The 26,164-nt window shown below is 72.0% G+C and carries 23 protein-coding genes; 11 read left to right on the forward strand and 12 right to left on the reverse strand.

Features of this window, described 5'->3' with window-relative positions; translation table 11 throughout:
* Positions 1-32 precede the first annotated feature (32 nt).
* The 6 genes from DMP17_RS44470 to DMP17_RS44495 all read left to right on the forward strand — a co-directional run bounded on the left by DMP17_RS44470 (position 33) and on the right by DMP17_RS44495 (position 4,887).
* The gene (locus DMP17_RS44470) at positions 33-695 is read left to right on the forward strand and encodes an SRPBCC family protein (RefSeq protein WP_337832631.1); all 663 of its coding nucleotides are present in this window, start codon (positions 33-35) and stop codon (positions 693-695) included.
* Between the two features lie 56 nt (positions 696-751).
* On the forward strand, positions 752-1,000 hold the full coding sequence (locus tag DMP17_RS44475) for a hypothetical protein (protein ID WP_226354974.1): 249 nt from the start codon (positions 752-754) through the stop codon (positions 998-1,000).
* Positions 997-1,365 carry a hypothetical protein gene (locus DMP17_RS44480; protein ID WP_226354973.1) on the forward strand — a complete coding sequence of 123 codons (369 nt, stop codon included), beginning with the start codon at positions 997-999 and terminating at the stop codon, positions 1,363-1,365. Before DMP17_RS44475 ends, DMP17_RS44480 begins: the two co-directional genes overlap by 4 nt.
* Before the next feature lie 198 nt (positions 1,366-1,563).
* Positions 1,564-2,652 (forward strand): S-(hydroxymethyl)mycothiol dehydrogenase, encoded by a 1,089-nt coding sequence (locus DMP17_RS44485; protein WP_337832632.1) that lies wholly within the window; start codon positions 1,564-1,566, stop codon positions 2,650-2,652.
* On the forward strand, positions 2,652-3,278 hold the full coding sequence (locus DMP17_RS44490) for an MBL fold metallo-hydrolase (protein WP_226364609.1): 627 nt from the start codon (positions 2,652-2,654) through the stop codon (positions 3,276-3,278). The genes DMP17_RS44485 and DMP17_RS44490 overlap by 1 nt, the downstream gene beginning before the upstream one ends.
* A 451-nt stretch (positions 3,279-3,729) precedes the next feature.
* Complete coding sequence (locus DMP17_RS44495) at positions 3,730-4,887, forward strand: MFS transporter (protein WP_226364610.1); 1,158 nt, start codon at positions 3,730-3,732, stop codon at positions 4,885-4,887.
* Between the two features lie 99 nt (positions 4,888-4,986).
* On the opposite strand, the gene DMP17_RS44500 is transcribed toward DMP17_RS44495, so the two are convergent.
* The 7 genes from DMP17_RS44500 to DMP17_RS44530 form a co-directional block, all read right to left on the reverse strand.
* A complete protein-coding gene (locus tag DMP17_RS44500; protein ID WP_226354969.1) occupies positions 4,987-6,000 on the reverse strand; it encodes an ABC transporter substrate-binding protein in 1,014 nt (337 codons plus the stop codon).
* Between the two features lie 66 nt (positions 6,001-6,066).
* On the reverse strand, positions 6,067-7,224 hold the full coding sequence (locus tag DMP17_RS44505) for an amidohydrolase family protein (RefSeq protein WP_337832633.1): 1,158 nt from the start codon (positions 7,222-7,224) through the stop codon (positions 6,067-6,069).
* Positions 7,225-7,307: 83 nt separating this feature from the next.
* Complete coding sequence (gene groL / locus DMP17_RS44510) at positions 7,308-8,996, reverse strand: chaperonin GroEL (RefSeq protein WP_226354967.1); 1,689 nt, start codon at positions 8,994-8,996, stop codon at positions 7,308-7,310.
* Between the two features lie 180 nt (positions 8,997-9,176).
* Entirely contained in the window at positions 9,177-9,533 is a 357-nt protein-coding gene (gene mimD, locus DMP17_RS44515; protein ID WP_374228581.1) for a propane 2-monooxygenase effector subunit MimD, read from the reverse strand.
* A complete protein-coding gene (locus DMP17_RS44520) occupies positions 9,530-10,738 on the reverse strand; it encodes a toluene hydroxylase (protein ID WP_226364612.1) in 1,209 nt (402 codons plus the stop codon). The genes mimD and DMP17_RS44520 overlap by 4 nt, the downstream gene beginning before the upstream one ends.
* Positions 10,735-11,799: an FAD-binding oxidoreductase gene (locus tag DMP17_RS44525; protein ID WP_208824608.1), complete on the reverse strand. Its 1,065-nt coding sequence runs from the start codon at positions 11,797-11,799 to the stop codon at positions 10,735-10,737. Before DMP17_RS44525 ends, DMP17_RS44520 begins: the two co-directional genes overlap by 4 nt.
* 206 nt (positions 11,800-12,005) lie before the next feature.
* The gene (locus DMP17_RS44530; protein ID WP_043276429.1) at positions 12,006-13,643 is read right to left on the reverse strand and encodes a methane monooxygenase; all 1,638 of its coding nucleotides are present in this window, start codon (positions 13,641-13,643) and stop codon (positions 12,006-12,008) included.
* A gap of 345 nt (positions 13,644-13,988) precedes the next feature.
* On the opposite strand from DMP17_RS44530, the gene DMP17_RS44535 reads away from it, so the two are divergent.
* From DMP17_RS44535 to DMP17_RS44545, 3 genes are read left to right on the forward strand one after another with little or no spacing between them, the layout of a single operon-like run.
* Positions 13,989-15,917: a sigma-54-dependent Fis family transcriptional regulator gene (locus tag DMP17_RS44535; protein WP_337832634.1), complete on the forward strand. Its 1,929-nt coding sequence runs from the start codon at positions 13,989-13,991 to the stop codon at positions 15,915-15,917.
* Between the two features lie 10 nt (positions 15,918-15,927).
* Positions 15,928-16,176 carry a hypothetical protein gene (locus DMP17_RS44540; RefSeq protein ID WP_226354964.1) on the forward strand — a complete coding sequence of 83 codons (249 nt, stop codon included), beginning with the start codon at positions 15,928-15,930 and terminating at the stop codon, positions 16,174-16,176.
* 44 nt (positions 16,177-16,220) lie between these two features.
* Entirely contained in the window at positions 16,221-17,303 is a 1,083-nt protein-coding gene (locus DMP17_RS44545) for a gamma-glutamylcyclotransferase family protein (protein ID WP_337832635.1), read from the forward strand.
* Between the two features lie 58 nt (positions 17,304-17,361).
* Here DMP17_RS44545 and DMP17_RS44550 read toward each other — a convergent pair whose 3' ends face one another.
* On the reverse strand, positions 17,362-18,687 hold the full coding sequence (locus DMP17_RS44550; RefSeq protein ID WP_226364614.1) for an MFS transporter: 1,326 nt from the start codon (positions 18,685-18,687) through the stop codon (positions 17,362-17,364).
* 226 nt (positions 18,688-18,913) lie between these two features.
* Between DMP17_RS44550 and DMP17_RS44555 the strand changes: the two genes are divergently transcribed.
* The gene (locus tag DMP17_RS44555; RefSeq protein ID WP_226354961.1) at positions 18,914-19,825 is read left to right on the forward strand and encodes an ABC transporter ATP-binding protein; all 912 of its coding nucleotides are present in this window, start codon (positions 18,914-18,916) and stop codon (positions 19,823-19,825) included.
* Entirely contained in the window at positions 19,822-20,994 is a 1,173-nt protein-coding gene (locus tag DMP17_RS44560) for an ABC transporter permease (RefSeq protein WP_337832636.1), read from the forward strand. The genes DMP17_RS44555 and DMP17_RS44560 overlap by 4 nt, the downstream gene beginning before the upstream one ends.
* Here DMP17_RS44560 and DMP17_RS44565 read toward each other — a convergent pair.
* From DMP17_RS44565 to pdxH, 4 genes are all read right to left on the reverse strand, one after another.
* Complete coding sequence (locus DMP17_RS44565; protein WP_337832637.1) at positions 20,975-22,366, reverse strand: cryptochrome/photolyase family protein; 1,392 nt, start codon at positions 22,364-22,366, stop codon at positions 20,975-20,977. The two genes, DMP17_RS44560 and DMP17_RS44565, sit on opposite strands and share 20 nt — an antisense overlap.
* Positions 22,367-22,473: 107 nt before the next feature.
* Positions 22,474-23,784, reverse strand: a complete 1,311-nt coding sequence (locus DMP17_RS44570; RefSeq protein ID WP_062399893.1) for a citrate synthase — start codon at positions 23,782-23,784, stop codon at positions 22,474-22,476.
* 89 nt (positions 23,785-23,873) lie between these two features.
* A complete protein-coding gene (locus DMP17_RS44575; protein WP_226354958.1) occupies positions 23,874-25,268 on the reverse strand; it encodes an MFS transporter in 1,395 nt (464 codons plus the stop codon).
* A 50-nt stretch (positions 25,269-25,318) separates the two neighbouring features.
* The gene (gene pdxH / locus DMP17_RS44580) at positions 25,319-25,972 is read right to left on the reverse strand and encodes a pyridoxamine 5'-phosphate oxidase (RefSeq protein WP_226354957.1); all 654 of its coding nucleotides are present in this window, start codon (positions 25,970-25,972) and stop codon (positions 25,319-25,321) included.
* Positions 25,973-26,164: the final 192 nt, after the last annotated feature.

The raw sequence follows: 26,164 nt of genomic DNA on the forward strand, positions 1-26,164 counted from the left end.
GTACCGGCTCCACGGCCCCCACGGAGGATCTGATGACCACGTCCAGCAGCCCACGCGCAGCGACCCGGTGGGCGGTCCCGCTCGTCGTCACGGCCGTGATCGGCGTGGCCGCCTGCGCACCGGCGGCACCGCCGGCTCCCCCCACGACCACGGCCGCCGCAGCCCCGGGGCAGACCAGCGGGCTGACCTGCGACGGCGCGGGTGTCGACCCGGCGGCGACGATCCGCTACGGCTCCGAGCGACTGATCAAGGCGCCACTCGACAGGATCTGGGACCTCCAGACCGACGTCGAGCGCTACCCGACGTGGCAGACGGCCGTGGCGACCATCGAACGGCTCGACGGGGACCGCCCGCTGCAGCCCGGCTCGCAGTTCCGGTGGACGACGCCGATCCCCGCCACCCCCGCCACACCGGCCACGACGCTGACCGTCACCTCCAGCCTGCAGCAGGTCGAGAAGGAGAGCTGCCTGCGGTGGACGGGGCCCGCCGTCGGCACCGGCCTGAACATCGACGAGGGCACCCACGTCTGGACCTTCACCCCGGCGGACGGGGGCGTCCTCGTGCGCACCGAGGAGACCTGGACCGGCGCACAGGTCGAGGCCGACGTCCCCCTGGCCACCTCGGCGCTCGGCGCGGGACTCGAGACGTGGCTGGACGAGCTGACGACGGCTGCCGAGGGTTCCGCTCCCCGGTGAACGCCCGGCCATCGACAGCTCGAGTACGTGCCGACACCACGAGAGCGAGACCGTTCATGTCGACCATCCGCACCTCCACCACGTCCACCCGGGCCGACCCGGCTCCCTGGGCGGACCGCATCGGCCGGGGCCTCATGGTTCTCGACGCGCTCGCCACCCTCGTCGCGTTCGCAGGGGGGATCGTCGTGGTCACGACGGCCGTCGCCTACGTGCTGTGCCGCGCGTGGCACGGCTGGCGCGACGTGCACGTACGCACGGCGCAGACGTCGGATCACCACCCGACTCACACAGGATGTGCACCATGAGTACGCCACCCGACGCCCCGCCGGTCGGCCCGTCCCGCGTCGCCCTGATCTCGGCGTGGGCGTTCCCGGTCTTCGTCGTCGGCGGTTTCGCACTGATCTCGGGCCTGCCCGTGATCGCGGCCGTGATCTCCGCGGTCCGCGGTCGCTGCGCACGTGCGCAGCGTGTCCTGACCGCCGTCATGGCACTGGCCTACCTCATCCCGCTGGCATCGTGGCGGTTCTCCTCGAGCGAGGCGCCCAGCCTGACCACGTACCTGAGCCCGACCGCCACGGCGGTGGTCGTCGCGACCGGGGTCCTCGTGGCCGTCGCGCTCACGGTCCTCCGCTTCCGGTCGCGGGGCGCCGCCGGCCGGGCAGCGGCGTGACCGTCCACGTGCATCCAGCCGGACCGGAGCGCCGACCGGTGGCTGCGACCGGCGATCGCAGCCACCGGTTCCCCCACATGCCGAAACACCTGTTGCAGGGCCGGAGCCGACCTGGCACCGTCCGGTCACCCATGCCAGAGTCGCCATCCGAGCATCCGTCCCGCGCGGACGGCATCGAGGACGAGTGGAGTACGAGTTATGGCACAGCAGGTACGCGGGGTCGTGGCCCGCGCCAAGGGTGAGCCGGTCACCGTCGAGACGATCAACGTGCCCGATCCCGGTCCCGGTGAGGCCGTGGTCAAGATCCAGGCCTGCGGGGTCTGCCACACCGACCTGCACTACAAGCTCGGCGGCATCAACGACGAGTTCCCCTTCCTGCTCGGCCACGAAGCCGCCGGCATCGTCGAGTCCGTCGGCGAGGGCGTCACCGACGTCGAACCCGGCGACTACGTCGTCCTGAACTGGCGCGCCGTCTGCGGCAACTGCCGGGCCTGCAAGAAGGGCAAGCCCCAGTACTGCTTCGACACCCACAACGCCGCCCAGAAGATGACCCTCGACGACGGCACCGAGCTGTCCCCCGCGCTCGGGATCGGCGCGTTCATCGAGAAGACCCTCGTCCACTCCGGACAGTGCACGAAGGTCAACCCCGACGCCCCCGCCAAGGTCGCCGGCCTGCTCGGCTGCGGCGTCATGGCCGGACTCGGCGCCGCGGTCAACACCGGCGGCGTCGGACGCGGCGACTCCATCGCCGTCATCGGCTGCGGCGGCGTCGGCGACGCCGCCATCGCCGGCGCCAAGCTCGCCGGCGCCACCACCATCATCGCCGTCGACACCGACCCCCGGAAACTCGACTGGGCCCGCGAGTTCGGCGCCACCCACACCGTCAACGCCAAGGACACCGACCCCGTCGAGTACATCCAGAGCGTGACCGACGGCAACGGCGCCGACGTCGTCATCGACGCCGTCGGACGCCCCGAGACCTACAAGCAGGCCTTCTACGCCCGCGACCTCGCCGGCACCGTCGTCCTCGTCGGCGTCCCGACCCCGGACCTGCAGGCACCCGAGATCCCGCTGATCGACTACTTCGGCCGCGGCGGCGCCCTCAAGTCCTCCTGGTACGGCGACTGCCTGCCCAGCCGCGACTTCCCGATGTACGTCGACCTGTTCCTGCAGGGACGCTTCCCGCTCGACAAGTTCGTCACCGAGGAGATCGGGATCGACGGCGTCGAGCAGGCCTTCGAGAAGATGCACGCCGGTGAGGTCCTCCGCTCGGTGGTGATCCTCTGATGGCCCCGGTCGACCACGTCGTCACCTCCGGCACCTTCAACCTCGACGGCGGATCCTTCGACGTCGACAACAACGTCTGGATCGTCGGCGACGACCGCGAGGTGTTCGTCATCGACGCCGCCCACGACGCCGACGCCATCGCCACCGCCGTCGGCGACCGCCGCGTCAAGGCCGTCGTGTGCACCCACGCCCACGACGACCACGTCAACCAGGCCCCCGCCCTCGCCGACCGGTTCAGCGCGCCGATCCTGCTCAACCCCGCCGAGCAGGTGCTGTGGGACATGACCTGGCCCGACCGCAAGCCCGACCAGGAACTCGCCGACGGCCAGGTCCTCTCCGCCGGCGGGATCGACCTGACCGTGCTGCAGACCCCCGGCCACTCACCGGGCTCGTCCTGCCTCTACGCACCCGAACTCGGCATCGTGTTCACCGGCGACACCCTGTTCCAGGGCGGACCCGGCGCCACCGGACGGTCCTACTCCAGCTTCGACACGATCATCGAGTCGATCCGCACCACCCTGCTGCCCCTGCCCGCCGACACCCGCGTCCGCACCGGACACGGCGACTCCACCAGCATCGGCGACGAGGCGCCCCACCTGGAGGAATGGATCCGCAACGGATCCTGACCCCGCCCCTGGACGCACGACGCGGCCCGGCCCCTCACCCCGAGGGACCGGGCCGCAGCCGTTCCCCGACCGGATCGCACCCCAGCGGCCGGGCCGCCCTGCGCACCGACCGACGCCGAGAAGCACCTCAGGGTCGTCCCCGGGCGCCACGGACAGCCCTGAGCTGCATCTCGACGCGGATTCCGTCGCCGAGATGCACCTCAGCGGGCCGGGGAGATCCACAACTCCCGCTCAGCTGCATCTCGGCGACGTGCGCCCGCGCCGACGGCCCGGACCCTGGGCAGGGGGCCTCCCGAGCCGGACCGGCCCCAGCGGCCGGGTAGCTCCGCGCACCGGGCCCTCGTCGAGATGCGCTGCACGGTCGTCGCCTCCGGTCCGGCGCAGCCCTGAGCCGCATCTCGGCGGGCCCGGGCGCGGCGCAGCGCGACGGGGATGTCTGACACGGTGGGGCGTGCCCCGCTCGCTGTCGTCGCTCCCGTTCCGCCTGCTCCTCGCCGCGACCGCGCTGGCGTTCGGCGGGTACGCCCTGCTCCTGCCGGTCGTGCCGCTGTGGGTGTCCCGGGGCGGCTCCGGCGAGTTCGGCGCGGGGCTGAGCACCGGTGTGCTGATGGCGGCCACCGTGGCCACCCAGCTGCTGGTGCCCGCGATGCTGCGCCGGGTCGGGCACCGTCCGGTGCTGGTCGTGGGGTCGCTGCTGCTCGGCCTCCCGACGCCGTTGCTCGCGCTGACCGCCGACCTCGGTCCGGTGCTGGCGATCTCCACCGTCCGCGGGATCGGGTTCGGGCTGGCCACGGTCGCCGGGAGCGCGCTCGTCGCGGAGCTGGTCGAGCCCTCCGCGCACGGTCGCGCGTCGGCGCGCTACGGCTACGCCGTCGGCCTGCCCCAGCTGCTGTTCCTGCCGGCGGGAGTCGCGGTCGTCGACGCGCTGGGGTTCACCGGGGTGTTCCTGCTGGCCGGGATCACCCCGGTCGCCGGGGCGCTGGTCGTGGCGTTCGTGCGGGGTCCCCGGCGCGCTCCGGCACCCCGCCGCGACGACGCCGTCCCGCACACCCGGGAGCACCCCCGGGAGCACCGCCGCCGGCTCCCCGCCGCGCCGGTGCTGGCGATGCTGGGCTGCTCCACCGCGCAGGGCGGCGTGATCACCTTCGCCCCGCTCGTCGCACCCGGGGCGACGGTCGCGGTGCCCGCCGCGCTGTTCGCCACCGCGCTCGGCGCGCTGCTCGGCCGCGGTGTCGCGGGCACCCTCACCGACCGCAGCGGACGCCCCGGGGCGCTGCTGCCGGTCGGGACGGCGTGCGCCACGGTCGGGTTGCTCGGGGTGCTCGCCGCGCCGTACGCGTCGGTCCTGCTGGTGGTGGGGGCGGCCGTCGTCGGCGCCGGGTTCGGGCTGGTGCAGAACGACGCGATGGTCGCCCTGTTCGCCGCCGCCGGGCCGCTGCACTACGGCGCGGCCAGCGCCGCCTGGAACATCGCCTACGACGCCGGGACGGGCCTGGGCGCGACCGGGCTCGGCGCGATCGCCGAGCCCTTCGGGTTCGCCGCCGCCTTCGGCACGACGGCCGCGGTGCTGCTCCTGCTCACCCCGACCGTCCGGCGTCGCCGTGCCTGACCACCGCCACGGCAACACCGGAGCGGCGGTCAGGCAGGAGCGTCGCGTGGCGGGGCGGACCCCGGGGGTACGGGGGCGCCCCTCCTCGGCGCCAGCGGGTCAGGTCTTCGGAATCGCCCGCTGCAGCTGGGGGACGACCGCGTCGAGCACGGACGGAAGACTGAGCACGGTCTGCCAGGCGAAGGCCAGCTCGGTGGCCCCCTCCAGGAACACGGTGCGCCCGTCGCGCATCGCGGGCAGCCGCGACAGCAGCGGATCCCCGACGACCGTCGCCTTGCCGCCGGGGGTGAACGACAGCTGATCCCACACGATGAGGTCGTGGTCGAGTTCGCTCGCCTGCTCGAAGCTGAACTCGGTGTAGAAATTGCCCGCGGCCAGCTCGTCGATCCGGGGCGGCACCGTGAACCCCAGCTGGGTGAAGAACCGCGAGCGGGGGTCCTGCGAAGAGAACACGCTGATCTTGTCCGCGCTGCGGCTCGCGACGACGACCGAGCGCCCCTTCCACTGCGGGTCGGCATCGCGGGCGGCGACGAACCTGGCCTCCAGGTCGGTGACCAGCTTCTCGGCCTCGGCCTCCTTGCCCAGCGCCCGTCCGGTCTCGCGGGTGTATTCCTGCCACGGTGCGCCGTAGTCGTCGAACCCCCGGGGCGGTCCGACGGTCGGCGCGACGGCGCTCACCACCGGATAGTTCTGGGCGTCGAGGTCGGAGTAGAGGCCGATCACCAGGTCGGGGCGCTGCGCTGCGATCTTCTCCGGCTCGATGGAGGACATGTTCAGCACCGCCGGTGCCGCGCCCACCGCCTGCGCGGCCGCCTGGGCCCACGGCTGCACGACGACCTTCTCGTCGCCGTACCAGTAGCGGGCCGCCACCGGCGCCACGCCGAGCGCGAGGATCGCGTCGTGGTCGGTGTAGCCCACGGACACCACCCGCTGCGGGGCCTGCGGGATCGTCGCCGCACCGAGCTTGCCGTCGATCGTCACCGGGAACCCGGCGCTCCCCGTCGCGGCACCGGTGCCGGTCTCCGACCTGCCGCCCCCGCCACACCCGGCCAGTACGGCGCCGCCGGCCGCAGCCAGCGTCGTGAGGAGCATCTGCCTTCGGGTGAGTCCCATGTCCGTTTTCCCTTCGCTCGTCCGGCGGAAGGATAGGACACCTTCTGAGGGTTGCCTCCCCTGCATTCAGGTGGGGCTCAACACTCCTCGGCGGCGCGGACGCACGGTGGCGCAGGCCAGGTCGAGCCCGTGGACCCGTGCCGCGGTGCCGCCGAGCAGGGCGGCGCGGACGTCGTCGTCGAGCTCGGGGAACCGTCCGCGCAGCTCGTCGGGGTAGCGGAAGGTCATGAGGTCGCGGATCAGGCGCGCCGGGCGCACCAGCGGGTAGCCGCTGCCGAACATCAGCCGGTCCGGACCATAGGCGGCCAGCAGCTCGCCGAGCGCCTCGGCGGCGGGCACCCGGTGCCGACGCAGGGCGATCAGCAGGTCGGTGAGCAGCACGTAGACGTTGGGCAGGCGGGCAAGCCGGACCAGCGACGCGGTCGGGGCGCAGGCGGCGCCGACCACGAACCGGATCTTGGGCAGGGCCGTGGCCAGCGCGGCGACCTCGGTGACGTCGACGGCACCGGCCGGCAGCGGCCCGGCGCTGCGCACCCGGACCGGGAGCGCGGACCCGGCGCGGACCGGCTCGGCCCACTCCGGCCACCGGGGCCGCGGTACGGCGTCGCCCTCGGCGACGACGCCCGCGTGCGCCCACTCCGGTGCCGCGCGCGACGGTCGCGCGGTCGGCGCGATCCCGATGTGGACCACCCCGGCGCCGGCCTGCTCGGCCCGGATCAGGGTGCGGCGCAGCCACGGCGCCCGCAGCGACAGCGCGGTCTCCGGTCGGCGGGCGGGCAGCACGGTCAGCGCGCGCAGACCGTCGCGCCCGACCCGGGCCCCGATGCCGCGGGCGCGGGCCCGGTCGGCGGGGTCGAGCTCCCCCGCCAGCGCGAGCCGCCCGGGGTGCTCGGCGGCGAGCTCGGCGTGCCAGGCCGGTGCGGCGAACCCGAGCACGAACAGGTCCTCGAACCCGGCCGGGACGAGCACCGCGCGGTCCACCGCGGAGAGCACGTGCGCGGCCAGCGCCTGCGGCGTGACCAGCTCGAACGCGTCCGCGGACAGCGGCCGCGGCGACGGGTCGACCATCCGGTGGCGGTGCAGGAGGTCGGCGACGAACTGCTCCCCCGCCGGGCCCGCCTGGTTGTGCGGCCGGCCGTCCCAGCCGTGCACCTGGGCGTCGACGACCGCCGGGAGACCACCACGCCCCTGGGGCGCTCCGCAGCACCGGTCCACGACGACCACCTCTCCACTGTCGCGGAGCGGCCCGGCACGCGCAGCGCGTGCCGGGCCGCTCCCCCTGTTCCTGTGACCGGACGGGCCGGTACCTACCCGACCGACGGGCCGAGCCCCATCGACTGGGGCGTGCTCGAGTCCGGGCTGGGCTGCGGGATGCCCTCGTCGAGCTGGCCGAACTCGGTCATGAGCGCCTTGTTCCAGGGCGTGACCTCCTCGGCCACCAGCGAGTTGGTGGTGAGGATCAGCCCGGCGACCGAGGCGCCGTTCTGCAGGGCGGAGCGCACGACCCGCAGCGGGTCGATGATGCCCATCTCGACCATGTCCCCGAAGCGGCCCTCCAGGGCGTCGAAACCCTCGTCGACGCCCATGGTCGTGACCTGCTTGACCACCTCGTCGCCGTCGTAGCCGGCGTTGGAGGCGATGAGGTGCACGGGCTCGGTGAGCGCGTGCCGGACGATCTCGACGCCGATCCGGTAGTCCCCGGTCACGTCCAGCTCGTCGAGGGCGGGCTCGGCGTGCAGCAGCGCCGCGCCGCCACCGGCGACGATGCCCTCGGCCACCGCGGCCCGGGTCGCCTGCAGCGAGTCGTCCACGCGGTGCCGGATCTCGCGCGCCTCGGCGTTGGTCGGTGCCCCGACCGAGATGATCGCGGCCTTCCCGGACAGCCGGGCGATGCGGTCGGAGAAGAAGTCCTCGTCGGTGCCGATGGTCGCGCGGGCCAGCTCGGCGCGCAGCTGCGACAGCCGGTACTCCAGCTTCTGCTTGTCCCCGCGGCCGCCGATGATCGTGGTGCCCTCGCTGGTGACCTGCACCTGCACGGCGCGCCCCAGGTGCTCGACGTCGATCTGCTCGAGCGAGAACGAGGAGCTCTTGGAGTGCACCTGCCCGCCGCAGAGCGCGGCCATGTCCTCCAGCAGGTGGATGCGCTTCTCGCCGAAGCCGGGCGCCTTGATCGCGACGGCCTGGAAGTGCCCGTTGACGTGGTTGTGGACCAGCATCTGCAGGGCGGTGCCCTCGACGGTCTCCGCGACGATGACGAGCGGGCGCCGGTCGTTGCGCATGATCCGGTCCAGCACCGGCATGATCTGCTGGACGTCCTTGATCTTGTGCGCGGTGAACAGGATGTAGGGGTCGTCGACGATCGCCTCGAGCGTGCCGGGGTTGGTCACCATGTACGGCGAGACGTACCCGTTGTCGAACTCGAAGTCCTCGACGAAGTCCACCGAGACGCCCGGCAGCGGGGTGTCGTCGACGGTGACGACGCCGTCGTCGCCGACGGTGTGCAGCGCCTTCGCGACGACCCGGCCGATCGTGTAGTCGTCGTTGGCCGAGATGGAGGCGACGCGGGCGTAGTCCTCCTCGGTGCTGACCGGGTGCGACACCGTCTGCAGGCGGTCGACGAGCGCGTTGACCGCGATGTCGATGCCCCGCTTGACCAGCACCGGGTTGCCACCGCGCTCGATGGCGCTCATGCCCTGCTTGACGATGGCCTGGGCGATGACGGTCGCGGTCGTGGTGCCGTCGCCGACCGTGTCGTTGGTCTTGACCGCCGCTTCCTTGACCAGCTGGGCGCCCATGTTCTCGAAGGGGTCGCGCAGGTGGATCTCGCGGGCGATCGTGACGCCGTCGTTCGTGACCTCGGGCGAGCCCGTGATCTTCTCCAGGATGACGTTGCGGCCCTTGGGGCCGAGCGTGCTCTTGACGGCTTCGGCCAGCTGGTCGACGCCGGCCTGCAGCAGATGACGGCCCTCGGCGCCGAAGCGGAGTTCCTTGGCCATGGTGGGTCCTCCCGGAGAAAGAGTCGGTCCAGGTGCGCGGGTGTGGATCAACGTGCGCAGCCGTGGCGCCGCGGAGGCGCGCTGCGCGGGTGGAGCGCACCGCCCGGGCCGTCGCCGGGCGTGGTGGGCCGGGGACGGGTCGTCGTCCCGGGCGGTGCGATCCGGGTGAGGAGCGGGTCCTTACACCGGCTTCAGGTCGAAGTCGATGTACTCGGCGGCGTCCTCGGGATTGGCGAACATGATGGTCTTGTCATCGAGGTGGACCATCCGCCCGTAGTGGGTGGACATGTTCTCCTCGAACTGGGCGGCGTCGAACCAGCCCTCCTCCTGGCCGGCCTCCTCGTCCATCGCGACGTAGTCCAGCTCGAACTTGCCCGTGCCGTCGACGCGGATCATCGAGGGCAGGTGCTGCACGGTCACGTTCTCCTGACGGTCCAGGACGGTCGCGATGACCGCGCCGATCTGGTTGTTCATCAGCGTGAAGCCGCACATGTTCGACGCGGTGCTGTCCTGCTTGAACGGGCTGGTGCTGGTCACTGCTTCAGCTCCTCGGGGACGTCGAGGCCGAGATCGCTGCAGATCCCGGCGAACCGGTTCTTGGCGCGGTCGAGGGAGTCCTCGAACGTGGGGGGCTTCGAGTCCGACTGGGACCACATCGGCTGCATGGTCCGGGCGGCCTCCAGTGCCTGCGGGACGTAGGTCCGCAGCCAGCCGCCCATCAGCGAGCGGTTGTGCTCGGCGAACTCGCGGTCCTGGGTGAGCGGCGCGAAGCAGGCGATCGACCAGCGCAGGTCGCGCTGGGCGTAGTCGTACTCGCCGGCCCCCATGACCGTCGGGGTCACGTAGTCGCCGTTGGTGGCGGCGGACTGCATGACCAGGTTCGAGCGGAACAGCTCACCGACCAGCGGCTCGAAGACGCAGTTGGCCGCGAAGATGGCCTCGCCCCAGTCGTCCTGGACCGCGGTGAGGGCCTCGGTGAACTTGCGGGCGCCCTGCCACTCCGGCGCGTTGTCCCACGCGTCGAGGTGGGCGGCGCCGTCGAACCCGTCGATCTCCTCGGAGAGCGTCAGGTTGTAGAGCGCGAGGTCCTGGGCGAAGCGGATCTTGCGGGTGGAGTTCGCCGCGAGCGCCGTGTTGTGCATGTTGGTCGGCGCGGACCGCTCGTTGGACGCGAAGACGTAGAGGCCGAGGATGTGCTCGATGTGCATCCAGGCGCCGACGTTGCGCTCGACGAAGCGCACCCAGTTCGAGTTCCAGAGCTCGAACGCCTTCGCGTTGCGGGCGTTCTCGATGTTCTGGGTGAGCTGCCGTACGACGTTCGCGTTGTAGCGGAAGAGGCTCTGCTCCCACTCCTCGTTCGGGTCGCGGAACTCGTGCCAGCCGTGGGCCGGCCAGTTCTTCACGTGCATGCCGCCGCTGCCGATGCCGCGCTGCGGCTCCGGCTCGTCGACACCCCAGGCCTTGAGCTTGGTCCAGTGCAGCGGGTAGCCGCCCTCGCCGTTCGCGAAGCCGTAGATCCAGCCCTGCGAGAGGTAGTGCCGCGGGTCCGGCTGGACCTCGACGGTCGTGTCCTCGTACAGCGTCTGCTTGCGCTTGGCGGGCGCGTAGTAGTTGTAGCGGCGCGCGTTCGAGCTCGAGTCGGGGAACTCCCGCGCCCCGGCCTCCGCGTCGGTGAAGACGGGCTTGGGAACGCTGCGCTGCGAACCGGACGACGTGTCCTGCGTGGTGGGGGACTGAGTCATTGCTGTCCGTCCTCGCCTTCTTGCTCACCGGTCGTGGTGAACTTGTCGTAGAAGATGTTGGTCTCACTCACACCCAGCTGGGTCAGCGTCGCGATCGCCGCGTCGACCATCGGCGGGGGACCGCAGACGTAGGCATCCGCTCCCTTCAGATCGGATTCGTTCCGCCTGACCACCTCCGTGATCAGGCCGGTCTCGCCGGCCCAGTCCCCGCCGTCGCCGCCGTCGACGTCGGACAGGGCGGGGACGTACCGGAAGCCGTTGAGCTGGGGCGCCAGTTCGGCGATCTCCTTCTCGAAGCAGAGATCGGCCGCGGTGCGCGCGCCGTAGTAGAAGGTGGCCCGTCGTTCGACGCCGCCCTCGGCCATCGCCCGCAGCAGGCCCAGTACCGGCGCCATGCCGGCGCCACCGCCGACGAAGACGATCGGCGAGCTGCGGTTCTGGCGGAGGGTGAAGGTGCCGAAGGGCGCCTCGACGTCGAGCCGGTCACCGGGAGCGGCCTTCTCGTCGAGCCAGGTCCCGAACAGCCCACCCGGGTAGACCTTGATCACGAACTCGTACAGGCCGTCCCGGTTGGGGGTGTTGGCCATGGAGAACGAACGGCTCTCCTCGGTCCCGGGGCAGACGAGGTCCATGTACTGCCCGGGGAAGAACTTGATCTCCGACGGCTCGACCAGCTTGACGGTCAGGTGCCGCATGTCGTGGGTGACGGCCTCGACCGACACGACCTCGACCACGCCCTTGGTGAGGGGCAGGCCGGAGCGGATGATCTCCTCGTCGTAGTTGGTCAGCTCGATGACCAGGTCCTCATAGGCGTGCGCCCGGCACAGGAGGGTGTGGCCCTCCTCCTTCTCGTAGTCCGGGAGCGCGAAGGTCGAGTAGCTGTCGTACTCGATGTCCTCGCCCTCGAGCACGAAGGACTTGCAGGCCGAGCACTGGCCCTCCTTGCAGCCGTGCATGAGCTGGACGCCCTGCTCGGCCGCGGCGCGGAGGATGTTCTGGTCCTCGTCGACCTCGATCTCGATGCCGACGGGCTCGAACCGCACGACGTGTTTGTCGCCCACGAGCGCAGACCACCTCTCTTGGCGTGACTAGTGGCGTGAGAAAAAAGACCAATCGGACAGATGTGGGCAGGCGTCGCCCCGGGCCCCGCCCGGCGGACGGGAGTCCCGGGGTGACCCGGCCGGGGAAGACGACCCCCCGGCCGGGCCGCGGGAAGAGGGACCCGTCATGGCGTGACGGGAACCCCCTCCCCTCGCCTGACCCGCGCTCAGGCGTCGGTGGGCGCGGGCCGGCCTCCCGGCCCCTGGCGGTTGTAGTCCGCCACGAACGCCTCGCGCTCGGCGTCGCTCATCTCGTTGAGGATGACGTTGGGGCTGGCCAGGTGCGGCATGCGCCGCATGTGGTCCAGCGTCCACATCTTCTTCGGGTCGAGATCGAGGTGCGGCTGAGCGGTCAGCGTCTTGCCGTCGTCACGGACGAAGCCCATGTCCTGGATGACGTCGGCCCAGTTCCAGCCGTGGTAGAGCGTCTCCCACTCGCGGTGACCCACGAGCTTGCCCATGTTCGGGGTCTCGCGACCCTGGTACACGGGCCGGAAGGCCTCGGCGTCGGTCCAGCGGCAGACCTCGTGGCAGTACGTGCGCCACTGGCCGTCCACCTTGTCGACGACCATGTCCTCGCGCACCAGACACGGGACCATGCAGGTCCAGCAGCGGTGCGGGTACACGTAGTCGACGTCCTCGGCCACGATGGCGTGGTGACCGTTCGGCTTGGCGAGGCGGTTGTAGTTCTCCCACCACTTGCCGTACCGGTCGTACCAGCCCGGGTACTTGTACTCGAACCACTCGAAGTCGGTGTCGGTCATGCCGTCGATGCGCCAGTAGTTGGCGCACCAGCCGGTGGCGAAGAACTGCGCGACCTCGTGGACGTAGCCCTTGTTCCAGATCTGGTTCCAGGACTCCTCGACCAGGTCGTGCGGGATCACCAGGCCGTACTTCTCGAGCGGCAGCAGGTAGCTGCGGTAGTAGTCGTCGTAGATCCAGCGGCGCCACATCTCCGCGTAGGACTCGCGGTCCTTGCGGCGGTCCTTCGTGCCGTACTCGATGAAGGTACCGATGGCGGCGTCGACGACGCGGTGGTTGTTCCACCACGCGTAGCGCAGGTCGCGCTCGAGCAGCTGGCGGTTGTCCTCGTCCGACAGCGCCATCAGGAGCGTGGCGTAGCCGTTGGAGATGTGCCGCGACTCGTCGGACTGCACCGAGTGGAACACCGTCGGCAGCAGGTAGTCGCCGTTGGCGGCCGCCTCTGCCGGCATCGCCACGAACAGGGTGTTCGTGAACGCGGTCTCCGCGACGATGGTCAGGTAGATCGACGCGGCGGTGATGGCGTCACCGGTGATGAACCCCTCCGCGAACTGGCGCCCGATGGTGCCGCAGTAGTCCGACTGGAAGTTCCGCAGCGAGTTGTTGAAGCCCGCCGGGTCGATGTAGTTGTTCATGTACAGGCGCTTGAGGTTCTGCTGGATCGTGCTGTGCCGAACCTCGTCGATCATCTGGATCGCCTGGCCGTTGTGCAGCTCCGGGTTCGGAACCACGTGGAACAGCATCGGCATCGAGCGCGCCGCCGAGATCTCCGGCAACGGGATGATCGACAGGAAGAGCTTCTGCCACTCCAGCCAGCGCTCCTGCACCTGCCGGAACATGTTGCCGCGGATGGCACCGTCCTGGGCGCCGTAGACGCGGTGGTCCTTCTCCTCCTCCATCGGGAAGTACGAGCGCAGGACCTGCTTGAGCGGGTCCTTCTTCGCCGCCTTCTTGAAGGTGTAGTCGGTTCCGTACTTCATGTACGGCTCGTGGTACTGCGGCTCCCAGGAAAGCTCCTGGATCTTCTGGTGAGCCTTCGCCAAACTCTGCCGACTCACGTCGTCTCCTCACGGTGGTGGGTTGTGGTCGGATCAGCGGGCGAGCGCGGGTAGCCCGATGTCGTGGTCGTGCACGGAGGGCGGGCGGCCCGGCGACGTGGCTGGTTGCCGCGTCTGGCGATGCCGTCTTTCTTCCGTGCTGCGAATCACACATGGTCCGACAGGCATTCGAGGTCTCAATATGAGACTCTTCCGCTCCGCCACCTGTGGTGATCTTGCTCTCACGGCGCGTACCGTCGCCGTGACCACGGGATCCGGGCAGGTCACCGCTGCCGCACGCGGGTCCTCGGTGGTCGTGTCCCGAGCTCGACACAGGCGAGGAGGCCGTGTGTGAGACCCCTGCCCGACGGCGCGCAGGGCGCCACCCGGGCGGGCCGGCCGACGCCGAGCCCGCGACACCCCGGGGACGGACATGACTCCCCCGTCACCGGCTCGGCGCCCGCACCCGCCACCAGGACCACCACCAGCGCCGCAGCCGAACGGATCGCGGCGGCCCGCGACGCGTTCCTGCACCACGAACAGATGCGTGAGGACGCGGTCCGCCCGCCGATCCTGGCGTCCTGGATCCGGTCGCGGGACAGCGACGTCGCGCCCGACTCCATCGACCTGCCCGAGATCAGCCGCGAGACCGACAGCCCGCTGGTACGGGCGGCGACGCCGATCGTCTCCGAGCTGTGCGACCAGTTCGCCACCGAGCCGGTCAGCCTCATCCTCTGCGACGGCGACGGTGTCGTCCTCGACCGCCGGACCGGTGACTCCGCGCTGCGTCAGCACCTGGACCGGGTGTGGCTCGTCCCCGGTTTCTCCTACGCCGAGCAGCACGTCGGCACCAACGGCATCGGCACCGCGCTGGAGGGCAGGCGCCCGACCGAGGTGTTCGGGCACGAGCACTTCGTCGAGCACCTGGAGGACCTGGCCTGCGCCGGCGCCCCGATCCGGCACCCGGTGACCGGCAAGATCCTCGGCGTCGTCGACCTGACCTGCTGGCGGAGCGAGGCCAACGCGCTGATGGTCGCCACCGCGGCGACGACGGCCCGCCGCATCGAGGAGGCGCTGCTCGCCGCGTCCGGGCGGCACGAGCTGACGCTGCTGCACGACTACCTGACCGCGGTCCAGCGCGGGGGCGACTCCGCGGTGCTCGCCGTCGGCGACGACCTCGTGATGATGAACGACCGCGCCCGCGAGCTCATCGCCCCCGGTGACCAGGTCCCGCTGCTCGCCGGGGCGACCGACGCGCTGCGGGCCGGACGCAACCGCCAGCTCGTCGTCGACCTGCCGAGCGGGGCGACCGCGCGCGTGCAGTGCCGGCCGAGCTGGAACGAGGCGGGCTCGGCGGGCGGCATCCTGCAGGTGAGCCTGACCCACCGCGAGACCGTCGGCCGCGGCTCCGCGACCCCGACGATCACGACCGCGCTGCCGACCGCCGTCGGCTCGGGGGCGCTGTGGACCAAGTGCGCCCAGGCGGTGGACCGGCACTTCCGCACCAACGAGTGGCTGGTGCTGCAGGGCGAGCACGGCTCCGGCCGGACCACGCTGGCCCGCGCCACCCATCACCTCCACTCCCCCGCCGGGCACGTGCGTGTGCTCGACGCGGGCGACGTGGGCCCGCGCTGGCTCTCCGAGGTGTCCGACGAGCTCGGCGGCGGCGGCGGGACGCTGGTGCTGCGCGAGGTCGACCGGCTCCCCCCGGCCGCCGCGGCGGCGCTCGCCGACGTGCTCGAGCCGCACCGCGAGTCGACCGACCCCGAGCGGGCCTGGGTCATCGCGACCCGCGGCAGCTCCCGGACGACCGACTCGCCCGAGCTGGCGTCGCTGCTGGACTGCTTCCCGCGCACCATCGAGGTCCCGCCGCTGCGCCACCACGTGGAGGACGTCGCCGAGCTGGTGCCGTACCTGCTCGCCCGGCTGACCCGCGGCGCCGACCTGACCTGTGCGCCGGAGGCCCTGCGGGTGCTCATGCGGCACCGGTGGCCGGGCAACGTCGAACAGCTCTACCAGGTGCTGCGCAAGGTCGTGAGCCGTCGCCGGACCGGGGTGATCCGGCTGGAGGACCTGCCGCCGGAGACGCGGGTACTGGCCCGGCGGGTGCTGACCCCGCTGGAGTCGATCGAGTGCGACGCCATCGTCGACGCCCTGCTCGACGCCGACGGCAACAAGGCCGAGGCCGCGCGCCGGCTCGGGATGAGCCGGGCGACGATCTACCGCAAGATCCGCGGCTACGGCATCGCGACACCCGAGGGGGCGGGGGCGGCCCGGTAGCGTCGGGCGGGTGACCGCCCGCCGCCGGCTCGTCCGGGCCCTGAGCTTCCCCGACGGCACCCCGGCGCCCCTGCTCGGGCTGATCGGCATCAGCAGCTCGCTGGTCGGGGTGTTCTTCGTGCCCCTCCTGCTGCCGGAGCCGACGCCGCTGTGGGTGCGCGCGGCGCTGTCCGCCCTGGTCGTGTTCGCGCTGATCGTGCTGACCGCGGCGCTGCTGCGCCGGGCCGTGGCGCGGGGCAGGCAGCGGCGCGCCCCCTGACCGGGCCTCGCCGCGCCCCGAGTGTTGATCTACGGTGCGTGCGCATGGATGCGTGGCCGGACTCGGCGTTCCCGGCGGACCCCTACCCCGGGACCCGGCCCGACGGGTCGTTCCTGCACGTCGACGGCCGGTCGCACCCGCTGACCGCCGACCCCGCGACGCCCTCCGGGTGGCGGGTCGGCGGGGAGTGCCTGGACACGGCGCTGGCCCGGCACGGGGCCCCGCCGTCGGCCGCGCGCGTCCCGCTGCTGGCCTACGGCTCGAACGCCTGCCCGTCGAAGATCTCCTGGATGCGCGGGGAGCGCGGGCTGACCGGTCCGGTCGTCGTGCTGCGGGTCCGGACCGAGAGCCTGGCCGCGGTGTGGTCGGCCGGGCGCCGGGTGGTCGACGACCAGCGCCCCGCGACGCTCGCGGCCGTGCCCGGCGTGGCCGAGGAGCACGCGGTCTGGCTGGCGGCCCCGGAGCAGTTCGCCGCGCTCGACACCGTCGAGGGCCGCGACGCCGACCCGCCGCGCTACCGCCTGGCCCGGGTCGCGACCGGACGGGTCACGCTCGTCGACGCCGTCGGGGAGCTCGACCGGCCGTGGGCCTATCTCGCCCCGGAGGTCCCCACCGGCGACGCGCGCACCGACCGGCGCCCGCTGCACGTCGACGGGGCACCCGTCCGCTGCGCCGACCTCGACCAGGCCGGGGCCGTCGCGCTCACCGGTGCCCCCGGCCCGGACGGTCTGGACGCGTCGACCGTCGACGGTGTGCCGGTGCCGGAGCAGTGGCCGTCGCGGGTGTTCGTCTACGGCACCCTCATGCCCGGCCGGCGGGCCTTCGGGATGCTGCGCGGGCACGCCGCCGACGTGCTGCCCCGGCCGGTGGTGCTGCCGACCGGCGGGGTCGCCGACACCGGCCTCGGATACCCCGCGCTGACCCTCGACACCGGCGACGGGGTGCCCGGCTGGGTCGTCGAGCTGGCCGATCCGGTGACCGCGCTGGCCGCGCTCGACGCCTACGAGGGCCCGGAGTACACGCGGTCCCGGGTGGTCCTCGACGACGGCACCGTGTGCTGGGCCTGGGTGTGGACGGCCGCGCGGGACGGGCACGTGCCGCTGCCGGACGGGTGGCCGGTCCCCTGAGACGCCGACCGGGCCCGCCCCCGACGGGGACGGGCCCGCTGCGGACCGGTGGTGCGGCTCAGGAGCCGGTCTTCGCGGCCTGCCGTGCGCGGTGCTCGGCGAGCCCCGGGACCTCGCGGCCGGCGATCGACACGCCCTTCGTCTCGATGACGAAGTAGAGCGCGATCATGCCGACCACGCAGGCGCCCATCATGTAGTAGGCCGGGAACAGGACGTCGCCGGTGCCCTCGATGGCCGCCTCGTTGATCAGCGGCGCGGTGCCGCCGAACGCCGCCGTCGCCACGTTGTAGGAGATCGCCATGCCGGCGAACCGGACGTGGGTCGGGAACATCGCCGGGAACGTCGCGGAGATCGTCCCGAGCTGCAGCAGGTAGATCAGGCCGAGCACGGTGAACCCGAGGATCGCCAGTGGCAGGCTCTGCGCCATCAGCATGTACATCGGGATCGCCAGCACGAAGATGCCGACCAGTGAGATCCACCAGCACGGTTTGCGGCCGATCCGGTCCGACAGCGCACCGGCGAACGGGATCAGCAGCATCATCACGACCTGGCCGACCACGGCGACGGTGTCGGCGCTCGCCGAGTCCATCGACAGCGTCGTCTGCAGGTAGGTCGGCATGTAGGTCAGCAGCGTGTAGTTGATGACGTTCAGCGCGATGACCAGGCCGAACAGCGCCAGGATCGGCTGCCAGTAGCGGACGATGAGGTCCTTGAGCGCACCGGTCGCGGCGGACTCGGACTCGCCGGCGGCCTCCAGGTCGCGGAACACCGGGGTGTCCTCGAGCTTGGTCCGGATGTAGAGACCGATCATCGCCAGCGGCAGGGCGATCATGAACGGGATGCGCCAGCCGTAGTCGAGCATGGCCTGCTCGCCGATCGCGGTCTCCAGGCCGAAGACGACCAGCACCGCGAGCGTGAAGCCGGCCAGGGTGCCGAACTCCAGGAAGCTGCCCCAGAACCCGCGCTTGCGGTCCGGCGCGTACTCCGCCATGAACGTGGCGGCGCCGCCGTACTCACCGCCGGTCGAGAAGCCCTGGATGATCCGCAGCAGGAACAGCAGCGCCGGGGCGGCCCAGCCGATCGTCTCGTAGGACGGGATGACACCGATCAGGAACGTCGCGACACCCATCAGGATGATCGTCATCGACAGGACCTTCTGCCTGCCGATGCGGTCACCGAGCGGGCCCCACACGAAGCCGCCGAGCGGTCGCAGGACGAACGAGATCGCGAAGCCGAGCAGCGTTCCGAGGTAGCCCAGTTCGCCCGGGAAGAACGCGTTCGTCAGTTCGACGGTCAGGTAGGCGTAGATGCCGTAGTCGAACCATTCCGTCGCGTTTCCGATCGCCGACGCGGCGACCGCCCTCCGCAGTACGGAGGGCTCCACTTCGTTCTCGCCACTCTGTTGACCAGCACCTGCCGGAACCGATGACATTCGAGGACCCCCCACTCACGCAATGCGTAAACCGCTACCGGAAGCGCATTTCGTTACACGATCGACATATCCAGCACCATTGCGGTGTGCGGAGCTTACAGAGCGGAAAGGGGGGCTGCCACCCACGCGCGGTGATCGATACCGGTGCGCGACACCCGCCCCGTGTAGCGTCGCCCGGGTGCTGGCGATCGACGGCCTCGCCAAGCGGTTCGGCCCCGCCACCGCCCTCGACGGGGTGAGCTTCACGGTCGGCGCGGGCGAGGTGTTCGGCTTCGTCGGCGGCAACGGGGCGGGCAAGACGACGACGATGCGGATCGTGCTCGGCGTCCTCGACGCCGACGCCGGCGCGGTCACCTGGAGGGGTGCCCCGCTCGGTCCCGCGGAACGCCGCCGGATCGGCTACCTGCCCGAGGAGCGCGGTCTGTACCCGCGGATGCGGGTCGCCGAGCAGCTCGTCTACCTGGCCCGGCTGCACGGGCTGTCCCGGTCGGCCGCGCTCGCCGCCACCGAGACCTGGACCGCCCGGGTCGGGCTCGCCGACCGCCGCGGCGACGAGGTGCAGAAGCTGTCGCTGGGCAACCAGCAGCGGGTGCAGCTGTGCGCCGCGCTGGTGCACGACCCCGACCTGCTGGTGCTCGACGAGCCGTTCTCCGGGCTGGACCCGGCGGCCGTCGACACCCTGGGGGCGGTGCTGCGCGAGCGCGCCGCGGCCGGGGTGCCGGTGGTGTTCTCCTCCCACCAGCTGGAGCTGGTGGAGCGGCTCTGCGACCGGGTCGGCATCATCTCCGCGGGCCGGATGGTCGCGGTCGGGACGGTCGACGGGCTGCGCGCCGGGGCCGCCGACCGCTACGACGTCACCGGACCGCCGCCCGGCTGGGCCGACGCCCTCGCCGGGGTGCGGGTCGTCGGGACCGAGGGTGACCGCACCCGCGTCGAGCTGGCGCCGGGCACCGACGACCAGGCGCTGCTCGCCGCGGCGCTGGCCGCCGGGCCGGTGCACGCGTTCGGGCCGTACCGGCCGCCGCTGACCGAGCTGTACCGCGACGCCGTGCGCGACCGCGCCGTCCCGGCGACCGAGGGTGCCCGATGAGGACGGTGCTGCTCGTCGCGCGGCGGGAGATCACCACGCAGCTGCGGTCGCGGACGTTCGTCGTCGGGATCCTGCTGATGCTGCTGGTGTTCGGCGGCTACGGCGCGGTGATCGTGTTCGCCGGGTCGCAGAGCTCGTCGTCGTCGATGGTGCTCGACGGGCCGGCCCGCGAGCTGCGCGGCGAGCTGCAGGGCACCGCGGACCGGCTGGGCACCGCGCTGCGGCTGACCGAGGCCGGGAACCGGGACACCGCCGAGTCGATGGTCCGCACCGGCGAGGCCGACGCGATGCTCACCGGGGCGCCGGGGACCTACCAGCTCGTGGGCCTCGACGACGTCGCCCCGGGGCTGCGGTCGCTGGTCGCCGACGTCGTCGAGCAGCAGGCCGTGCGCGAGTCGCTGCTCGCCGCCGGCGCCGACCCCGAGCAGGTCAGCGCGCTGTCCGGGGTGGGGGTGCGCACCCTCGAACCGGTCGACACCGAGCTCGGGCAGCGGATCGGCACCGCGTTCGTGGTGACGTTCCTGCTGTTCTTCTCGGTCACCGCCTACGGCGCGGCCGTCGCGCAGGGGGTGGTCGAGGAGAAGGCCGGGCGCGTGGTCGAGCTGCTGCTCGCGACCATCCCGGCGCGGCAACTGCTCGCGGGCAAGGTGCTCGGGCTCGGCCTGGTCGGGCTGCTGCAGCTGCTGATCCTCGGCGGTGTGGGCGCGGCCGTCGCGGTGGGCACCGGCGCGCTGGCCGTCCCGGCACTGCTGCTGCCGACGCTGGTGTCGGCGCTGGCCTGGTACCTGGTCGGGTTCTTCCTGTTCGCGACGCTCTACGCGGCGGCGGGCGCGCTGGTGTCCCGCCAGGAGGAGCTCCAGTCGGTGACCGCGCCGATCGCCGTCGTGCTGCTCGTGCCGTTCCTGCTCGCCGTCGCCGTGCTGCCCGTGGACCCGCGCAACCCCGTCACGACGGTGCTGTCGTTCGTGCCGTACCTGTCGCAGACGCTCATGCCGGCCCGCACCGCGCTGGGGGTGACCGCGTGGTGGGAGCCGGTCGTCGCGTTCGTGCTGGCGCTGCTCGCGCTGGCCGGGATGGTGGTGCTCGCGGCGCGGGTCTACCGCAACTCGGTGCTGCGCACCGGGGCGCGGGTCCGCTGGCGGGACGCGCTCAGGACCGGGCGGCCTTGACCTGGTCGTAGCGGGCGAGCGCGTCCTGCCGCTCGGCCTTGTGGTCGACCATCGGCTCCGGATAGCCCTCCGGGATGCCGTCGCGCAGCTTCCACGGCTGGTGCACGGCCTTCCCCTCGACGTCGGCGAGCTCGGGCACCCAGCGACGCACGTAGTCCCCGTCGGGGTCGAACCGCTCGCCCTGGGTGATCGGGTTGAAGACCCGGAAGTACGGCGACGCGTCCGTCCCCGACCCGGCCGTCCACTGCCAGCCGTGCTGGTTGGAGGCCAGGTCGCCGTCGACGAGCAGCGACATGAAGTGCCGCGCGCCGCGCCACCACGGGATGTGCAGGTCCTTGACCAGGAACGACGCGACGATCATCCGCACCCGGTTGTGCATCCACGCCTCGCCGCGCAGCTGGCGCATCCCGGCGTCGACGATCGGGAAGCCCGTCCGGCCCTCGCACCAGCGCTCGAAGTCGGCGTCGGCGGCCTTCCCGGTGCGCAGCGGCAGGTGGTCGAAGGCGGTGTCGTAGTTGCCGCGCGCGGAGTCCGGGCGCCGGTGGAGCACGTCGGCGTAGAACTCCCGCCAGGCGATCTCGGTGCGGTAGGCCTTCACCGAGTCGCCCTTGCGCTGCGCCAGGTCCGCGAGCAGCGTGCGCGGGTGGACACAGCCGTACTTCAGGTACGGCGACATGCCCGAGGTGCCGCGCTCGGCCGGCAGGTCGCGGGCGGACTCGTAGTCCTCGACGCCCTCGTCGAGGAAGTCCGCCCAGCGGGCCCGCGCCGCGGACTCCCCCGCGTCGGGCAGCTCGGCCTCGACCGCGCCGTCGTCGGGGATCGCGACGGCCCGCGGACCGCCGTCCTTGTCCGACGGGTCCATCCAGGTGCAGGTGCCGGCGTCGGTCTTGGCGGGGGCGCGCCAGCCGTGGTCGGCCCAGGCGCGGCTGAACGGGGTGAACACCTTGAACGGCCCGCCGGTGCCCTTCTCCACCCGGCCGGGTGCGACGGCGTAGGGCGAGCCGGTGCGGACGAGCTCGACGTCGTCCTCGGCGAGCGCCTTCTCGACCTGCTCGTCGCGCTCGCGGCCGTAGGGGCCGTAGTCCGCGGCGACGTGCACGGTCTGCGCACCGACGGCCTTCACGATCCGCGGGACGACGTCGACCGGGTCGCCCTTCACGACGAGGAGCTTCCCGCCGAGCGCCTCGTCGAGCTCGCGCAGGCAGCCGAACAGGAAGTTCGCGCGGGCCGTACCGGAGGGGGTCAACAGGGCCGGGTCCAGCACGAACAGCGCGAGCGCGCGGTCGGCGGCGTCGGCGGCGGCGAGGAACGTGGGCTGGTCGGCGACCCGGAGGTCGCGCCGGAACCAGACGACGGCAGTGCTGGGCGCCATGCCGGTCGACGCTAGCGGCGCCGCCGCCGGCCCGCCCGTCGACGGACGCGCAACGGCCCCGCCGGGGAGTCCGGCGGGGCCGTGCGTACAGCGGCGGTGCTACGGGGTCAGCGCTGGCCGACCGGGACGTAGAGGCGCTCCGCGGAACCGGTGTAGAGCTGGCGCGGACGCCCGATCTTGTTCTGCGGGTCGTTCATCATCTCGCGCCAGTGCGCGATCCAGCCCGGGAGCCGACCGAGCGCGAAGAGCACGGTGAACATCTTCACCGGGAAGCCCATCGCCCGGTAGATGACGCCGGTGTAGAAGTCGACGTTCGGGTAGAGCTTGCGCTCGACGAAGTAGTCGTCGGCCAGCGCCTTCTCCTCGAGCGTCATGGCGATGTCGAGCAGCGGGTCGTTGACGCCGAGCTTCTTGAGGATCGTCTCGGCCTGCTCCTTGACGATCTTCGCGCGCGGGTCGTAGTTCTTGTAGACCCGGTGCCCGAAGCCCATCAGCTTCGCGCCCTGCTCCTTGTTCTTGACCCGGTTCACGAAGTCGTCGACGTTGCCGCCCTCGACGTCCTTGATGCGGGTCAGCATCTCCAGGACCGCCTGGTTGGCGCCGCCGTGCAGCGGGCCGAACAGCGCGTTGATGCCGGCGGAGATGGAGGCGAACAGGTTCGCCTGGCTGGAGCCGACCAGCCGCACCGTCGAGGTGGAGCAGTTCTGCTCGTGGTCGGCGTGCAGGATCAGCAGGGTGTCGAGCGCGCGGACCATGTCCGGGTCCAGCTCGTAGGGCTCGGCGGGGAACCCGAAGGTCATCCGCAGGAAGTTCTCGACGAGGCCGAGGGAGTTGTCCGGGTACAGGAACGGCTGCCCGACGGACTTCTTGTACGCGTAGGCGGCGATCGTGAAGACCTTCGCCATGAGCCGCACGGTGGAGAGCTCGACGGCCTCCTCGTCGTGCGGGTCCAGCGAGTCCTGGTAGAAGGTCGACAGCGCGCTGACCGCCGACGACAGCACCGGCATCGGGTGCGCGTCCCGCGGGAAGCCCTCGAAGAAGCGCTTCAGGTCCTCGTGCAGCAGGGTGTGCCGGCTGATCCGGTTGGTGAAGGCGTCGAGCTGCTGCTGGCTCGGCAGCTCGCCGTAGATCAGCAGGTAGCTGACCTCGAGGAACGTGGAGTTCCCGGCCAGCTGGTCGATCGGGTATCCGCGGTAACGGAGGATGCCGGCGTCACCGTCGATGTAGGTGATCGCCGAGGAGCAGGCCGCGGTGCTGGTGAAGCCCGGGTCGAAGGTGACCAGGCCGGTCTTGCCGAGCAGCTTGCTGACGTCGACGGCCTGCGACCCCTCCGTCGGGGTGTGCACCGCGGTCTCGAACTCGCCGCCCGAATACCGGAGTACGGCGGTGTCGGACTTGGCGGCGGTCTCGTCGGACATGTGGAGGTTCCCTCTCACAGCGGGGATCAATCGGGTCTCGGACACACGCTAGCCCGCCGGGCGGAATCCGCAGAACGCGGCGACGATTCTCACGCTCCGCCACCGGGCGCGCGATACCGGAGGAACTCCGGGAACCGCCACACGCACAGCAGGACACCGACGACCACGGCGGCGCCGCCGAGCGTCGCGGTGACACCGGGCCCGATCAGCGAGGCCGCCGAGCCGTGCCACATGTCGGCCAGCCGGGGCCCGCCCGCGACGACGACGATGAACACGCCCTGCATCCGGCCGCGCATCTCGTCGGTGGCGACGGTCTGCAGCATCGAGGACCGGTACACCGAGCTGACCAGGTCACCGGCACCGGCGACGGCCAGCGCGAGCACCGCGAGGAACAGCGACCCGGTCAGGCCGAACACCAGGATCCCGCCGCCCCAGACGCACACCGCGACCACGACCGCGACGCCCTGGCGCTGCACCTTCTGCAGCCAGCCCGACAGCACGCCGCCGGCGACCATCCCGATCGGGATCGCGGCGAACAGCAGGCCCTGCTGGATGCCGCCGTCGGCCGACCCGCCGAAGGTGTCCACCGCCATCTGCGGGAACAGCACCCGGGGCATGCCCAGGCCCATCGCGATCACGTCGACCAGGAACGAGACGAGCAGGATGCGCTGCGTCCCGACGTAGCGGAAGCCGTCGACGACCGAGCGCAGCCCCACCTTGGGGCGGGCGCCGTCCACCCGTTGCGCGGAGCTGGGCAGCGCGGGCAGCCGCCAGGTCGCCCACAGCGTGGCCAGCAGGAAGATCGCGTCGATCAGGTAGAGCGTCGACAGCCCGATGAACGGGATCAGCACCCCGGCCAGCAGCGGCCCGAGCACCGCGCCGACCTGCACGACGGTCATGTTCAGCGCGTTCGCCGCGGGCAGCTGCTCGGCGGGCAGCAGCCGCGGGATGACCGCGCTGCGGGTGGGCTGGTTCATCGCGAGCATCGCCGACTGGAACGCGAACAGCACCAGGACGACCCACACGTTGCCGGCGCCGCTGGCCGACACCACCCACAGCGCCAGCGAGCTCAGCGCGATGCCCGACCCGGTGAACAGCAGCATCACCCGCCGGTCCACCGCGTCGGCGACCGCGCCGCCCCACAGCCCGAACACCACCAGCGGGACCAGGCCGAACAGCCCGGTGAGGCCGACGTAGGCCGAGGAGCCGGTCAGCTGGAAGATCTGGATCGGCACGGCGACGACCGACAGCTGCGCGCCGATCACCGTCACGATCCCGGCCACCCACAGCCGCCGGTAGGCGGGCGTGCGCAGCGGGGTGGTGTCGGCGAAGGTCGACCGCAGCAGGCCGGTGACCCGACCGGCGCGGGTCCGGGTGGTCGGGCCGTCGCCCGCCGCGGACGGGACCGGCCGGGTCGGGGAGTCCCGTTCCGCGCCGGGCACGGGTTCGGTCGGCCCGTCCCCCGGATCGTTGCGACTGCTCACGACGTCAAGGTGTACACGGGACCCCCGACGGTGCGCCTCCGGGTTCCCTCCTAGGGGGCGAGCCTGCGGACCGACCAGGCGTCGTCGCGGCCGACCTCGAAACGCAGCCGGTCGTGCATGCGGTCGGCGCGGCCCTGCCAGAACTCGACCTGCCACGGCACGATCCGCCAGCCGCCCCAGTGCGGCGGCCGCGGGATGTCGGTGACGCCGTCGAACCGGCGGGTCACCCCGGCCAGCGCCTGGTCGAGGACGGTGCGCCCGGCGACGATCGTCGACTGCGCCGACGCCCACGCCCCCAGCTGCGACCCGCGCGGGCGCAGCGCCCAGTAGGCGTCGGACTGGGCGTCGGAGCAGCGCTCCACCCGGCCGGAGAGCTGCACCTGCCGCTGGAGGTCGTACCAGGGGAAGGTCACCGAGGCGACGCGCGTGCGGTTCAGGTCGTGGCTCTTGGCCGAGGTGTAGTTCGTGTAGAAGACGATCCCGCCGGCGTCGAGGCCCTTGCACAGGACGGTGCGCGACGACGGCAGCCCGTCCGGGTCCGACGTCGCCAGCACCATCGCGTTCGGCTCGGTCAGCCCGGCCTCACGGGCCTGCTCCAGCCACGCGGTGAGCTGCTCGTGCCAGGTCGGAGCCAGGTCGTCGACGTCGAGCGGGCGGCTCGAGTAGTCCGTCCGCATCCTCTCGAGGGCGGGCGCGTCGGTCATCGGTTCCCCTTCCGAGCAGGTGCAGCGACCCCGACCGTAAGGGGGACGGCCCCGCGTGTGCACCCGCCGTTCGGTGCGGTCGACCCGGTCGTTCACGCACGGGTGTCCGGTTCGTGATCGACGACACCGGCCGGTCACGTTGCCCCGGCAACCCGTTCGGAGCAGGGTGACGGCGTCCACCAGAGCCGAAGG

The organism is Pseudonocardia sp. TMWB2A (assembly GCF_017312135.1).

Bases quoted from the DNA above. Each gene is read 5' to 3' on its own strand.
- DMP17_RS44485 (WP_337832632.1), top strand. From the start codon at position 1,564: ATGGCACAGCAGGTACGCGGGGTCGTGGCCCGCGCCAAGGGTGAGCCG.
- DMP17_RS44470 (WP_337832631.1), top strand. From the start codon at position 33: ATGACCACGTCCAGCAGCCCACGCGCAGCGACCCGGTGGGCGGTCCCG.
- DMP17_RS44480 (WP_226354973.1), top strand. From the start codon at position 997: ATGAGTACGCCACCCGACGCCCCGCCGGTCGGCCCGTCCCGCGTCGCC.
- DMP17_RS44565 (WP_337832637.1), bottom strand. From the start codon at position 22,366: ATGGCGCCCAGCACTGCCGTCGTCTGGTTCCGGCGCGACCTCCGGGTC.
- DMP17_RS44490 (WP_226364609.1), top strand. From the start codon at position 2,652: ATGGCCCCGGTCGACCACGTCGTCACCTCCGGCACCTTCAACCTCGAC.
- groL (WP_226354967.1), bottom strand. From the start codon at position 8,996: ATGGCCAAGGAACTCCGCTTCGGCGCCGAGGGCCGTCATCTGCTGCAG.
- DMP17_RS44570 (WP_062399893.1), bottom strand. From the start codon at position 23,784: ATGTCCGACGAGACCGCCGCCAAGTCCGACACCGCCGTACTCCGGTAT.
- DMP17_RS44545 (WP_337832635.1), top strand. From the start codon at position 16,221: ATGGATGCGTGGCCGGACTCGGCGTTCCCGGCGGACCCCTACCCCGGG.
- DMP17_RS44475 (WP_226354974.1), top strand. From the start codon at position 752: ATGTCGACCATCCGCACCTCCACCACGTCCACCCGGGCCGACCCGGCT.
- DMP17_RS44520 (WP_226364612.1), bottom strand. From the start codon at position 10,738: ATGACTCAGTCCCCCACCACGCAGGACACGTCGTCCGGTTCGCAGCGC.
- pdxH (WP_226354957.1), bottom strand. From the start codon at position 25,972: ATGACCGACGCGCCCGCCCTCGAGAGGATGCGGACGGACTACTCGAGC.
- DMP17_RS44560 (WP_337832636.1), top strand. From the start codon at position 19,822: ATGAGGACGGTGCTGCTCGTCGCGCGGCGGGAGATCACCACGCAGCTG.
- DMP17_RS44500 (WP_226354969.1), bottom strand. From the start codon at position 6,000: ATGGGACTCACCCGAAGGCAGATGCTCCTCACGACGCTGGCTGCGGCC.